Source organism: Pseudomonas sp. KB-10 (genome assembly GCF_018221585.1).
Classification (GTDB): Bacteria; Pseudomonadota; Gammaproteobacteria; order Pseudomonadales; family Pseudomonadaceae; genus Aquipseudomonas; species Aquipseudomonas yangonensis.
This window is the reverse complement of the sequence record NZ_QYYB01000001.1, coordinates 31,229-43,693: the sequence shown is the minus strand read 5'-3', so window position 1 is coordinate 43,693 and position 12,465 is coordinate 31,229. Positions and strand designations below refer to the sequence as shown.

The 12,465-nt window shown below is 64.3% G+C and carries 11 protein-coding genes; 3 read left to right on the top strand and 8 right to left on the bottom strand.

From position 1 onward, the window contains the following. Positions 1-51 precede the first annotated feature (51 nt). From prmA to DXK50_RS00130, 8 genes are all read right to left on the bottom strand, one after another. The gene (gene prmA / locus DXK50_RS00165) at positions 52-930 is read right to left on the bottom strand and encodes a 50S ribosomal protein L11 methyltransferase (RefSeq protein ID WP_212628941.1); all 879 of its coding nucleotides are present in this window, start codon (positions 928-930) and stop codon (positions 52-54) included. 83 nt (positions 931-1,013) lie between these two features. Then, complete coding sequence (locus DXK50_RS00160; protein ID WP_212628940.1) at positions 1,014-1,685, bottom strand: DUF4272 domain-containing protein; 672 nt, start codon at positions 1,683-1,685, stop codon at positions 1,014-1,016. Between the two features lie 77 nt (positions 1,686-1,762). Next, complete coding sequence (accC, locus tag DXK50_RS00155; RefSeq protein ID WP_024306839.1) at positions 1,763-3,118, bottom strand: acetyl-CoA carboxylase biotin carboxylase subunit; 1,356 nt, start codon at positions 3,116-3,118, stop codon at positions 1,763-1,765. Between the two features lie 17 nt (positions 3,119-3,135). Further along, positions 3,136-3,600: an acetyl-CoA carboxylase biotin carboxyl carrier protein gene (gene accB, locus DXK50_RS00150; RefSeq protein WP_161864795.1), complete on the bottom strand. Its 465-nt coding sequence runs from the start codon at positions 3,598-3,600 to the stop codon at positions 3,136-3,138. 50 nt (positions 3,601-3,650) lie between these two features. Further along, positions 3,651-4,097 (bottom strand): type II 3-dehydroquinate dehydratase, encoded by a 447-nt coding sequence (aroQ, locus tag DXK50_RS00145; RefSeq protein WP_024306841.1) that lies wholly within the window; start codon positions 4,095-4,097, stop codon positions 3,651-3,653. 158 nt (positions 4,098-4,255) lie between these two features. After that, on the bottom strand, positions 4,256-6,043 hold the full coding sequence (dsbD, locus tag DXK50_RS00140; RefSeq protein ID WP_212628939.1) for a protein-disulfide reductase DsbD: 1,788 nt from the start codon (positions 6,041-6,043) through the stop codon (positions 4,256-4,258). A gap of 168 nt (positions 6,044-6,211) precedes the next feature. Beyond that, positions 6,212-7,255: a methyl-accepting chemotaxis protein gene (locus tag DXK50_RS25320; RefSeq protein WP_461818366.1), complete on the bottom strand. Its 1,044-nt coding sequence runs from the start codon at positions 7,253-7,255 to the stop codon at positions 6,212-6,214. Between the two features lie 1,025 nt (positions 7,256-8,280). Further along, positions 8,281-9,894 (bottom strand): response regulator, encoded by a 1,614-nt coding sequence (locus tag DXK50_RS00130; protein WP_161864798.1) that lies wholly within the window; start codon positions 9,892-9,894, stop codon positions 8,281-8,283. Between the two features lie 257 nt (positions 9,895-10,151). Here DXK50_RS00130 and DXK50_RS00125 point away from each other — a divergent pair, with 257 nt between their 5' ends. From DXK50_RS00125 to DXK50_RS00115, 3 genes are all read left to right on the top strand, one after another. Then, positions 10,152-11,213 carry a DUF2333 family protein gene (locus DXK50_RS00125; protein ID WP_212628937.1) on the top strand — a complete coding sequence of 354 codons (1,062 nt, stop codon included), beginning with the start codon at positions 10,152-10,154 and terminating at the stop codon, positions 11,211-11,213. Further along, entirely contained in the window at positions 11,213-11,761 is a 549-nt protein-coding gene (locus DXK50_RS00120) for an NUDIX hydrolase (protein ID WP_212628936.1), read from the top strand. Before DXK50_RS00125 ends, DXK50_RS00120 begins: the two co-directional genes overlap by 1 nt. 312 nt (positions 11,762-12,073) lie before the next feature. Next, positions 12,074-12,445 carry a translation initiation factor Sui1 gene (locus DXK50_RS00115; protein ID WP_024306846.1) on the top strand — a complete coding sequence of 124 codons (372 nt, stop codon included), beginning with the start codon at positions 12,074-12,076 and terminating at the stop codon, positions 12,443-12,445. The last annotated feature ends 20 nt before the right edge of the window (positions 12,446-12,465 follow it).

Sequence of the window (12,465 nt, the reverse complement as noted above, 5' to 3'; positions counted from 1 at the left end):
GCGGGTCCGGAAAATCCAAGCAGCTAGTCTAACGCAACGACTGTGGGCGGATCAGCGCTTGACGCCGCTGATGCGCACCCAGCCGTCCTTGGTGGCCGTCGGGTCGAGGTCGAAGGCGCCATCATAGGCAGCGCGGACTTCCTCGGCCTGCTCGGCGAGGATGCCCGACAGCGCCAGGCGTCCACCGCCTTTGACCAGCGCGGTGATCTGAGGTGCCAGGGAAACCAGCGGGCCGGCGAGGATGTTGGCGACGACCACGTCCGCCGGCTGCTGTGGCAGATCGGCCGGCAGGTAGACCGGGAAGCGTGCCGGGTCGATGCCATTGCGCGAAGCATTGTCGCGCGAGGCTTCCAGAGCTTGTGGGTCGATATCCGTGCCCACCGCCTGCGGCGCGCCGAGCAGCAGGGCGGCGATGGCGAGGATGCCCGAGCCACAGCCGAAGTCGAGCACGCTGCAGTTGTCGAGCGTCTGGCCGTCGAGCCATTCCAGGCACAGTGCGGTGGTCGGGTGGGTGCCGGTGCCGAAGGCCAGGCCAGGATCGAGCAGCAGGTTCACTGCGTCCGGCTCCGGGGCGGCGTGCCAGCTCGGTACGATCCACAGGCGCTGGCCGAAGCGCATCGGCTGGAAGTTGTCCATCCAGCTGCGCTCCCAGTCCTGATCCTCGATGCGCTCGACATGATGCTCCGGCAGCGAGCCGCCACACAGCAGTTGCAGGTGGGCGATCAGTGCGGTCTCGTCGGTGTCGGCTTCGAACAGGGCCAGCAGATGGGTGTGCGACCACAGCGGGGTAGTGCCCAGGTCCGGCTCGAAGATCGGCTGATCTTCGGCATCCATGAAGGTCACCGATACGGCGCCTACTTCCAGCAGGGCGTCCTCGTAGGTTTGCGCCTGTTCGGGAGTGATGGCGAGACGGACTTGTAACCAGGGCATGGGAAACTCTCTGTGCGAGCCGCGCGGTCGAACTGGGCGCGGCGTGTTTGGTTCGGGCGCCCGAAGGCGGAGCAATGGGCTACTCAGGTACTGACGTCGGGATTGTCCCAGTCGTTCTGGCCATCGTTATCGATTAGCCAGTTTAAAGCGGCGTGGCGTTCCATGACTACGCTTGCGTTCATGCTGGCGGGCATCGGCGCTTGTTTCAGGCGGGCGTCGACGCAGGCCCAGTGGTAGCGATAGATAAGATCGGCCTCGTCGAGGATGCTGTGGATGTCGCGTAGCCGAACGTGCTGCAGGAACGCCGCGAAATCCTCATGCCGTGAAACGGCCTCGATGGCGAAATCGCAGTCGATGGTGTGGTCGGGAAAATCCAGCGTCTCGACGATGCCCAGGGCCCAGAGCAGTACCCAGTAGGCTTCGTACTTCCAGACCATATTGATGACGTCCTGCTGCTCGCCCTGATTGCTGAGGATGCGCACCTCGGCGGGAGTCAGCTCGGTGACGCCGTATTGCTCCAGCAGTTGCTGGCACCACTGCGCCGTGTCGGGCGAGTAGTTGCCGGCATTGCGGTCACAGGCGGCCTGGATGGTGATCAGGCAGGCAATGGCGCGCTGGGCGATTTCCTCTGCACTGCGTATGCGAACCTCGCTGGCGGGCTCGATCATTGGCAGGTGGTCGATATAGGGAATGCCGGCTGCCTGGAGTCTGGCGATGGAGGCGGCCTTGCGCTCCGCGGGGGTGAGTCCGTTCATGTGGTTCATCCTTCGCAGGGTGGAATGTAAAAAGGGAGCGGCCTTGGCCGCTCCCTTTCGATGCTACAAGAACCTGCTCAGTGCCTGTCCATACCCAGTTTCTTTTCCAGGTAGTGGATGTTCACGCCACCTTTGACGAAACCCTTGTCGCGGGTCAGGTCGCGGTGCAGTGGCACGTTGGTCTTGATGCCGTCGACCACGATCTCGTCCAGGGCATTGCGCATGCGCGCCATGGCTTCGTCACGGTCCTTGCCGAAGGTGATCAGCTTGCCGATCAGCGAGTCGTAGTGCGGCGGAACGCTGTAGCCGCTGTACAGGTGCGAGTCGACGCGAACGCCATTGCCGCCCGGAGCATGGAAGTGCTTGACCTTGCCGGGGCTGGGCATGAAGTTGTCCGGGTCTTCGGCGTTGATCCGGCACTCGACCGAGTGACCGAGGATCTTCACGTCTTCCTGCTTGATCGATAGCGGGTTGCCGGCGGCGATGCTGAGCATTTCCTTGACGATGTCGATGCCGGTGACCATCTCGGTGACCGGGTGCTCTACCTGAACACGGGTGTTCATCTCGATGAAGTAGAAGCGACCGTCTTCGTAGAGGAACTCGAAGGTGCCGGCGCCACGGTAGCCGATCTCGATGCAGGCATCGACGCAGCGCTTGAGCACTTCGGCGCGGGCCTTCTCGTCGATCAGCGGGGCCGGAGCTTCTTCGATCACCTTCTGGTGGCGACGCTGCAGCGAGCAGTCGCGGTCATACAGGTGAATGGCGTTGCCCTGGCCGTCGGACAGCACTTGGACTTCCACGTGACGCGGGTTGCCGAGGAACTTTTCCAGGTAGACCATCGGGTTGCCGAACGCCGCACCGGCTTCGGTGCGGGTCAGCTTGGCCGACTTGATCAGGTCTTCTTCCTTGTGCACCACGCGCATGCCGCGACCACCGCCGCCACCGGCGGCCTTGATGATCACCGGGTAGCCCACTTCACGGGCGATGCGCAGGGCTTCTTCCTCGTCTTCCGGCAGCGGGCCGTCGGAGCCGGGAACCACCGGTACGCCGGACTTGATCATGGCGTCCTTGGCCGACACCTTGTCGCCCATCAGGCGGATCACGTTGGCGGTCGGGCCGATGAAGGCGAAACCGGAGTTCTCCACCTGTTCGGCGAAGTCGGCGTTCTCGGCGAGGAAGCCGTAGCCCGGGTGGATACCGGTGGCGCCGGTCAGCTCAGCGGCACTGATGATCGCCGGGATGTTCAGGTAGGACTGCGCACCAGCTGCCGGACCAATGCAGACGGACTCGTCGGCCAGGCCCAGGTGCATCAGTTCGCGGTCGGCGGTGGAGTGCACGGCCACCGTCTTGATACCCAGCTCCTTGCAGGCACGCAGGATACGCAGGGCGATTTCGCCACGGTTGGCGATAAGGACTTTTTCCAGCTTCTGCATTGCAGGCTCCCCGTGCATCAAACGATGGTGAACAGGGGTTGGTCGTACTCAACCGGCTGGCCGTTTTCCACCAGGATGGATTCGATCACACCGCTGGCTTCGGCTTCGATGTGGTTCATCATCTTCATCGCTTCGACGATGCACAGGATGTCGCCTTTCTTCACGGTCTGACCGACTTCGACGAAGTTGGCAGAGGTCGGCGAAGCGGCGCGGTAGAAGGTACCGACCATCGGCGAACGAGCCACGGTGCCGTTCAGCTTCGGCGCGGCGGCCGGAGCAGCTTCAGCGCTCGGAGCGGCGGCAGCGGCTACAGGCGCGGCAGCCGGAGCGGGTGCCGGGGCGTAGACCGGCTGCGCGGCATAGGCCGGCTGCTTGCTGTGACGGCTGATACGTACGGACTCTTCGCCCTCTTTGATCTCCAGCTCGTCGATACCGGACTCTTCCAGCAGCTCGATCAGTTTCTTGACTTTACGGATATCCATGAATGGTCAACTCCCAGAGGTGAGGTAGGACTTGTCTACCAGGCTACGCGTCAGGCGCGCCCGGTCAGTTGTTCGAGTGCCGCTTCCAGGGCCAGCCGATAACCGCTGGCGCCAAGCCCGCAGATCACCCCTACGGCAACGTCGGAAAAGTAGGAGTGATGGCGGAAAGGTTCACGCTTGTGCACGTTGGACAGGTGCACTTCGATGAATGGGATGCTCACCGCCAGCAACGCGTCACGTAATGCGACGCTTGTATGGGTAAAAGCGGCGGGATTGATCAGGATAAAGTCGACACCTTCACCCTTTGCGGCATGAATGCGGTCGATCAGTTCGTACTCGGCATTGCTCTGCAGGTACAGCAGATGGTGACCTGCTTCGCGGGCGCGCTGCTCCAGATCCTGATTGATCTCGGCGAGGGTGGTCGCACCATATTTGTCGGGCTCGCGGGTGCCCAGCAGGTTCAGGTTGGGGCCGTGCAGCACCAGTAGGGTGGCCATGGTCGCGTTCCTTGTTGTTCGGGCTGCGCGGGACTATGCCGTAGCTGGCCCGATGTCGGCAATAGCCGACACGATGCCCGGCGTTTGCGGCAAAAATATGACTATAGCGCTGATTTTGGTCGTTGCCAGGCGCCTGGCGCTGATCGCGCCGAGGTTTCTCAGCGGCCGCCCTGACGGCTACCGGCCTGGTCGAGGCGGGCGGCGAAGGTGGCGGCGTCGACCTCTCCTACGACACGCAGATCGAGCCATTCGTCACCATTGCCGGCGAACAGCTGGATGGCCGGTGGGCCGAACAGCTTGTAGCGGTCCAGCAGGGCGCGCTGCGCGGCGTTGCTTTCGGTGATATCGAAGCGGATCAGGCGCCAGCCGGCCAGCTTGCTGCCAACCTCGGCATTGCCGAACACCTCGCGCTCGATGACCTTGCAGCTGATGCACCAGTCGGCGTACCAGTCCAGCAACAGCGGCTGGCCGCCGGCTTTGGCGTCGGCCAGGGCCGCGTCCAGCTCGGCCGGGCTGCTCAGGGTTTGCCAGGCGCCGCTCTTGGCGCTGCTCTGGCTGGTGCCGGCCTGCAACTGGCCGAGCGGCTTGAGCGGATCGCTGGCGCCCTGCAGGGCACCGACCCAGGCGGCCAGGGCATAGACCAGCAAAGCCAACCCGGCGATCTGGCCGAGCTTCTGTCGGTGCGTCTTGGGCCCGAACTCCAGGGCGCCGAGGAACACTGCCACACCGCCGGCCAGCAGCCCCCAGAGCGCCAGGCTGAGGCTACCCGGCAGCACGCGCTCGAGCAGCCAGACCGAGACGGCCAGGAGCAACACGCCGAAGGCGTTGCGCACGGTGACCATCCAGGTCCCGGTTTTTGGCAGCAATGCACCGCCGCCCACGGCAAACAGCACCAGCGGTGTGCCCATGCCAAGGCCCAGGGCGAGCAGCTTCAGGCCGCCGCCCAGGGCATCGCCGCTGGCGCTGATATAAAGCAGCGCGCCTGCCAGCGGTGCGGAAACGCAGGGGCTGACCAACAGGCTGGAAAGTACACCGAGCAGTGCGGCATTCACATGCGAACCACCGTGCGTCTTGCCAGCCAGGCGATCCAGCGGTTCGCTGATGGCGCGTGGCAAGCGCAACTCGAAGAGGCCGAACATGGCCAGGGCGAAAACGGCGAAGAAGGCGGCGAAGGGCACCAGTACCCAGGGTGATTGCAGGCGTGCCTGCAAATTGAGGCCGGCGCCGAACAGCCCCATCAGCGTGCCGAGAATGGCGAAACAGGCGGCCATCGGCAGGACATAGGCCAGTGACAGGGTCAGGCTGCGCAGACCGCCGAGCTGGCCGCGCAGCACCACTCCAGACAGGATCGGTAGCATCGGCAGTACGCAGGGCGTGAAGGTCAACGCCAGACCGCCGAGGAAGAACAGTGCCAATTCTTTCCAGTTCCAGTCTGCCGCGACTGGCGCTGCATCGCCGCCGCTGGCAGCCGGCATCTCGCCAATCTCGATGAATTCGGTTTCCGGCGGATAACACAGGCCCTTGTCGGCGCAGCCCTGATAGCCGACCTGCAGGCGCAGCGGGCGCTCGTCCGGGTTGTTCAGCGGCAGGCGGATATCCAGCACGCCGTAGTACACCTCGACATCGCCAAAGAACTCGTCGTGCTTGGCCTGGCCGGCAGGCAACTCGGCCTCGCCGAGTGTCAGGTCCGCCGGCTCGACGCTGAAGTTGAAGCGGTGGCGGTAGAGGTAGTAACCCTCGGCGGCGACGAAGCGCAGCGTGACCGACTGTTTATCGCTGCTTACCAGGCTCAGCTTGAAGGCTTCACGTACGGGCAGGAAATCGCTGCTGTTGTTCAGCGGCGCGCCAATCGTCGACGCGGCCGGGCGCTGATCGAACAGGCCGGCGCCGGCAGGCAAACTCAGGCAGAGCAGAAGCAGGGGAAGTAACAGTCGACGCAGTGACATCGGGCGAACATCTCGACTAAAGGTGGCGGCATGATACCGGAAAGCGCTCCGCCGCATCGCCGTCGCCATGCCGGAGCGTCGGATATGGGGTATGAGCGGAGCCTTGGAGAAGTCCGGTGCTACCGAGTTCCTGCCGAGAATTGCCCTGCGCTGCCGTGTCGCAGCCCGCTAGACGCGAAACGCCTGCACGGCACTGTGCAACTGGCCGCCAAGCTGCAGCAGACGTTCGCTCTCGTTGCGTCCGCTGGCGATCAGGCTGAGGTTGTCGTCACCCAGTTGGTGGATGCGTTCGCCGTGCTCGCGAATCTCGCCGACCGCACCGCTCTGCTGGGCGGTGGCCTCGGCGATGCGCTGGGCCATGCTGGCGATGGTACGGATGGCGCTGACGATTTCATCCAGCGCGCCGTCGGCGGTCTCGGCCTTGCCGGCAGTGGCCTCGGCATGCTCGACCTGCGCGCGCATCGCCTGTACGGACTGGTGCGCTGCCTGTTGCAGGCGACCGATCACTTCCTGGATTTCCGCGGTGGCGCTGCCGGTGCGTTGTGACAACGAGCGCACCTCGTCGGCGACCACGGCGAAACCACGGCCGGCCTCACCGGCACGCGCGGCTTCGATGGCGGCGTTGAGGGCGAGCAGGTTGGTTTGTTCGGCGATGCCGCGAATCACCGTCAACACGCCGCCGATGGTCGCGGTCTCGTTGGCCAGACGCTCGATGGCCTGTGCGTTGTCCTGCACTTCGCTGACCAGCGCGTGCAGGCCTTCCAGGCTCTGGCCGATGACCTGCTGACCGTGCACCAGCGCTCGGTCGGCGTCGCGGCTGGCATCGGCGGTCTGGCTGGCATCTTCGGCGACCTGGCCGATGGTGGCCTCCAGTTCGCTCAGCGCGTCGCGGATCAATGTGGTATCGGCTGCCTGGCGCTGCGCGCCGCTGTGCAGGCCGCCGCTGAGATCGGCCAGGGTGCGGCTGGAACCGGCGACCTGTTCGGCGTGGCCACGGATGCTAGCGACCAGCTCCACCAGATAACGGCGCAGATGGTTGAGCGAGTCTTCGATGTCGCGCAATTCGCGGGTACGTGAGTTGATGCTGATCGGTGTGGCGAAATCTCCGCTGGCCCATCTCGACAGCGCCGGCACCAGATGCCCGAGCACCTGGGACAGGCGTCGCTGGATGCGATCTATCACCAGGGCGATCAGCAGGATCAGGCCGATCATCAGGCCCTGGATCAGCCGCACTTCGCGCTGGATGCGTGCGTACTCGCCTTTCACCAGCGGCTCCAGCGCAGCCAGGGCCTGCTGCACCTGGCTCACGCGCTCAACCGTGGTCACGGCCAGTTGCTGACGCTGCTCGACCAGTTCACGGGTGCGCTGCAGTTCGCCTGGGTAGCGGCGCACCAGAGCGCTCAGCTCGCGTTTCAGATCGATGCCGCGGTCCTGTGCCTGTTGCTCCTGGTCTGCATCATCCAGTCCGAGCAGGGCGGCGAAACCTATGCTGGCGGAGCTGTCGGCCTGTTGCACGCCGAGCAGTGGCAGGCTGTCGAGCGCTTCCACCTGCTGGCCCAGGGCCTTGAGTTCGCGTTCGACGTCGCCGAGCAGTTCGCTGCGACCCTGACTGGTGAAGCGCTCACGGGCATGTGCCAGCTTCAGCAGGCGCGAGCCGGCCTCCTGCAACGGCTTGCGATAGCTCGCAGCAACCGGGCTGGTGGCGCTGTCGACGTACTGACCGAGTTGCTCCAGCGCAGCGAGCATCTCGCGTTCGGCCTGCAGCAGTAGCCCCTGTGGGTCGCCGGCCAGCTTGCCGGCCGCAAGCAGCTGGTTGGCACTGAACGCGCGCAGCTGTTCCAGGCTTGGGCGCAGCTCATTGGCCAATTGTTGCGGCAGCTGTTCGAGGGATTCGTCGAAGGCGTCGATGGCCTGGGTCGCGGCGCTGTGTTGCACGGCATTGCCGCTGGCCAGGTAGGCCTGGATGTTGTCGGCCACGTCGTGCTGGAACTGCTGGGACAGCGTCAGATAGCGCTCCATCAACTGTACCGGCTGCTGCAAGGCGCGCTGTGACCACCAGAGCGTCGCTGCCAGGGCGATGCAGACGGTGACCAGTAGCAGGGTGTTGAGGTTGGTGAGCAGCTTGAGACGCATGGCGGGCTCGATCGACAACTGAACGATGCGCGCGAGCTTATTGCGGTTTGGTTACAGGCTTATGACGACGTGCGCTGCATCACGTTTTGCGCCCGGCACGGCAGTCAGTCGCCGCTGTACAGCTCCACCCGGTTACGGCCGCCGTGCTTGGCCTTGTACAGCGCTTCATCGGCGCGCTTGGACAATGCGTTGCCATCGAGCCCCGGTTGCAGCATGGCGATGCCGCAACTGAACGTGCAGGACAGGTCCTGCGGCTGGGCCGGGTAGTGGATTTCGGCGAAGCGCAGGCGAATTTCCTCCAGCACCTTGAGCGCCGATTGCTCGTCGGTATCGGGCAGTACCACGGCGAACTCTTCGCCGCCATAACGACCGATATGGTCGGTCTTGCGCAGGCGCTGCTTGAGGAACAGCGCCAGGCTCTTGATCACCCGGTCGCCCATGGGGTGGCCATAGGTGTCGTTGACCTTCTTGAAATGGTCGATATCGAGCATGGCGAAGGCCAGCGGCTGATCTTCGCGGCGCGCGCGATAACAGGCGTCGTCGAGCAACTGCAGAGTGTGGGTGTGGTTGTACAGGCCGGTGAGGCTGTCACGCACCATGCGCGCCTTGAGATTGCGCGCGCGGGCTGCGCGGTTGCGCACGGTGGCGATCAGATGGCGCGGTTTGATGGGCTTGGTGAGGAAGTCGTCACCGCCCTCGCTCATGGCGTCGAGTTGCTTGTCCAGATCATCCTCTGCCGACAGGTAGATGATCGGCACGCTGACGTAGCGGTCGTTGTGGCGGATCACCTTGGCCAGCTCGGTGCCGTTGCACTCGGGCATGTACATGTCGAGGATGATCAGGTCCGGCTGGAACTCGGCCAGCGCGTCCATCGCCCGAATAGGTTCGGTGAGCGTATGGGTGAGGATGCCGGCGCTGTTGAGGACGCGCTCGGTGTGAGTCGCCTGGGCCTTGGAGTCGTCGACGATCAACACCTTGTACGGGTCGTACTGCGAAACGTGGGTCAGCACCTCGATGCGTTCGAGCAGGCTCGAGGCATCCAGCGAGCCGGTGAAGAATTCCTGGCCGCCGGCGCGTACCGCGGCCAGGCGCGTGGGGGTATCGGTATCGCAGTGGCTGAAGAACAGTAGTGGAATCTTCTGCTCCAGGCCTTCCTGCACCGAGCCGGCCAGCTCAAGCCCGGCGCCGGCGAAGTCGACATCCATGACGATGGCCGCCGGGTGGCGCTCGGTGATGGCGGCGCGGAAGGCGCGCTCATCGCTCAGCGCCTGTGCGGCCAGACCGAAGAACTCCAGTTGCTGGGCGAGGCGCTCGGCACGCTTGGCGTCCTGCAGGGCGATGTACACCGGCTTGCGCAGCGGCGGCAGAAAGGTTTGCTCGAAGGCGTCACCATGACGCAGGCCGGTACGTGAGAGGCGCTGCATGGCCTGATTGAGTCTGGCGATCAGGCTACTGTTCAGGCGGCCACGGTTTTCCACCACTTCGTCCAGGCTGGTGCCGATGCTCTGCGCCAGTTGTGCGTGTTCGATCTGGTCGAAGCGCTCGGCATAACGCAGCAGGCGCAGGTTGGCCTCGCTCAGCTCGGCCATGCCGGTGTCGTTCCATTCGCTGCGTTGCAGGCGCTGCCAGACTTCCAGCACCTGGCGTGCCTGGTGGATCACGCGCTGGGCGAAGTGATGCTTGAGCCGATCGCGACTGGGGTCCGGGTGCTCGGTCATGGGCCGACTTCTATAAAGGGTTAAGTCAGTGGTGGCTTGATGCTATCACCTGCTGGCGATTCTGACATTGCCGTCGATCAATTGACGCCGGTATTTCTGTCGAATAAGCGACAGAAACGGAAGTTTCCCGTACCAGCGGTAAGTTTGCCTCTGTTTCCTGCGCTTTGCCGTGGGCTTGTCTTATAGTGCGCAGCAGGTCGCAACCCGCTGGCCGGGTTGTGGTCGAACACTCGAATTCGCTTGAAAAGGACACTGCCATGCTGGATTGGAAGAATCGTGCGACGAACTCGCAAGACGGTGCCGACAAGGCCTCAGCAGGCAGCCGCAGCGGCGGCAGCCTGATCGCCCGAGCCTTGGGCGGCCTGATAGGCGCCTATCTGCTGATCGCCCTGGTGGTCGGCTGGTACTGGAGTCAGGAGCCGTCTGCTTTCCAGGTACAGCAGCACGCGCAGAGCGCGGCGCAGCAGGCGCAGCGGCAGATGGTCACCGGTTATACGACGGTGGAGACGCTCAAGCAGGTCGCCTCCACACTGCTCGACAAGCCGGGTGGCTACCTGTCCAACGACCTTGCCCCGCCCGGTCTGTGGCTGGACAACATGCCGAGCTGGGAATATGGCGTGCTGGTGCAGGTGCGCGATTTCTCCCGCGCGCTGCGCAAGGATTTCGCCCGCTCGCAGTCGCAGTCCACCGAGGATCCGGACCTGGCCAAGGCCGAGCCGCGCTTTCACTTCGACAACAAGAGCTGGGCGCTGCCGGCGTCCGAGTCCGAGTATCGCGAGGGCATCAAGTCGCTGGATCGCTACCTCGCCCGCTTGTCCGATTCGGGGCAGAAAAGCGCGCTGTTCTATGCCCGTGCCGACAACCTCAACAACTGGCTGGGCGATGCCGGCACTCGCCTTGGCTCGCTGTCTCAGCGCCTCTCCGCCAGCGTGGGTCAGGTGCGCCTGAACGAAAATCTGCAGGTCGGCAACGACGCCGAAGAGTCCGGCCTGGTAGGGCGTGACGGTGTGTACGAGACGCCCTGGCTGCAGATCGACAACGTGTTCTACGAGGCCCGCGGTCAGGCCTGGGCGCTGGCTCACCTGCTGCGCGCCATCGAGGTCGATTTCGCCGACGTGCTGGCGAAGAAGAACGCCACCGTCAGCGTGCGCCAGATCATCCGCGAGCTGGAGGCAGCGCAAGCGACCCTGTGGAGCCCGATGATCCTCAATGGCAGCGGCTACGGCATTCTCGCCAACCACTCGCTGGTGATGGCCAACTACATCTCCCGCGCCAACGCCGGCCTGATCGACCTGCGCCAGCTGCTGAGCCAGGGGTGATGGAGGCGATCTCGGCGACCGAGGCGGCGCATCGCGCCGCTTCGGACCAGGAGCGAGTCGCCTGGGTCGACGAGAACGACCAGCCGCTGGGCGGCGTCTCCCGCGCCGAGCTGCGCGAGAGGCGGCTGATCGGGCGTGGCACCTATATCCTGTTGTTCAACTCGGCCGGTTTGCTGTGCGTGCACCGGCGCACGTTGAGCAAGGCGCTGTATCCCGGCTACTGGGATGTGGCAGCCGGCGGTATGGTGCTGGAGGGCGAGGACTACCGGCTTTCCGCCGAGCGCGAACTGGCCGAGGAACTGGGCATAGTCGATGCCGAGCTGATCGAGCACTCGCATTTTCTCTACGACGCACCGGAAAGCCGCTTGTGGTGCATGGCCTACTCGGCGGTGTCCGATGCGCCGCTGGTGTTGCAACCGGAAGAGGTGCTGGAGGCGCGTTTCATCAGCATCGAGCAGGCGCTGGAGGAAACCCACCGTCTACCCTATTGCCCGGACTCGCTGGCGGCGCTGCAGCGCTATATAAGCCGGCCGCTTGCGGTCGGCTGATGTCCCTCTCCCATTTATGGGGGAGGGTGCCCGAAGGGCGGGAGAGGGTGGTCGTGTCGGCTCGCGTGTTTCGTCGAGTTTTCGCTGCGGCGTGTTGCACCCGCCCTACCAGTTCTCTGGCAAGGTGTCAGGTGGGTCGCCAAAGTGCCGCACAATGACGCAAATATGGTCTTAGCAATCCCGGCCTTTGCCGTTACACTGCGCGGCCTTTTCGGCGGACGTCTGTCCGCCTGCGCTGCCCCTGCCTGAGTGGGGCTTCGCGGCTGAATCCGTTCAGCCAGTCGCTATCCTGACCCCTACGAGGACAAACCGGTGGTCAAGAAAGCCTCTTCATTCTCCGCCCTGAGCGGTCTCGTCTATTCCACCGATGGCGGTCGCCATTGCCCGGACTGCAATCAGCCGGTGGATGCCTGCATCTGCAAACAGACGCGCATTCCCGAGGGCGATGGCATCGCCCGTGTACGTCGCGAAACCAAGGGGCGAGGCGGCAAGACCGTCACCACGGTGAGCGGGGTGCCTTTGGCCGAGGAGCCGCTCAAGGAGCTGGCCAGCGCGCTGAAAAAGCGCTGCGGCACCGGCGGTGCCCTCAAGGATGGCGTGATCGAGATTCAGGGCGACCATGTCGATCTGTTGCTCGCCGAGTTGAGCAAACGCGGGTTTACCGCGAAGAAGTCCGGCGGCTGAGCCAGCTTTTTCTAAACTTT

Bases quoted from the DNA above. Each gene is read 5' to 3' on its own strand.
- prmA (WP_212628941.1), bottom strand. From the start codon at position 930: ATGCCCTGGTTACAAGTCCGTCTCGCCATCACTCCCGAACAGGCGCAA.
- DXK50_RS00160 (WP_212628940.1), bottom strand. From the start codon at position 1,685: ATGAACGGACTCACCCCCGCGGAGCGCAAGGCCGCCTCCATCGCCAGA.
- accC (WP_024306839.1), bottom strand. From the start codon at position 3,118: ATGCAGAAGCTGGAAAAAGTCCTTATCGCCAACCGTGGCGAAATCGCC.
- accB (WP_161864795.1), bottom strand. From the start codon at position 3,600: ATGGATATCCGTAAAGTCAAGAAACTGATCGAGCTGCTGGAAGAGTCC.
- aroQ (WP_024306841.1), bottom strand. From the start codon at position 4,097: ATGGCCACCCTACTGGTGCTGCACGGCCCCAACCTGAACCTGCTGGGC.
- dsbD (WP_212628939.1), bottom strand. From the start codon at position 6,043: ATGTCACTGCGTCGACTGTTACTTCCCCTGCTTCTGCTCTGCCTGAGT.
- DXK50_RS25320 (WP_461818366.1), bottom strand. From the start codon at position 7,255: ATGATCGGCCTGATCCTGCTGATCGCCCTGGTGATAGATCGCATCCAG.
- DXK50_RS00130 (WP_161864798.1), bottom strand. From the start codon at position 9,894: ATGACCGAGCACCCGGACCCCAGTCGCGATCGGCTCAAGCATCACTTC.
- DXK50_RS00125 (WP_212628937.1), top strand. From the start codon at position 10,152: ATGCTGGATTGGAAGAATCGTGCGACGAACTCGCAAGACGGTGCCGAC.
- DXK50_RS00120 (WP_212628936.1), top strand. From the start codon at position 11,213: ATGGAGGCGATCTCGGCGACCGAGGCGGCGCATCGCGCCGCTTCGGAC.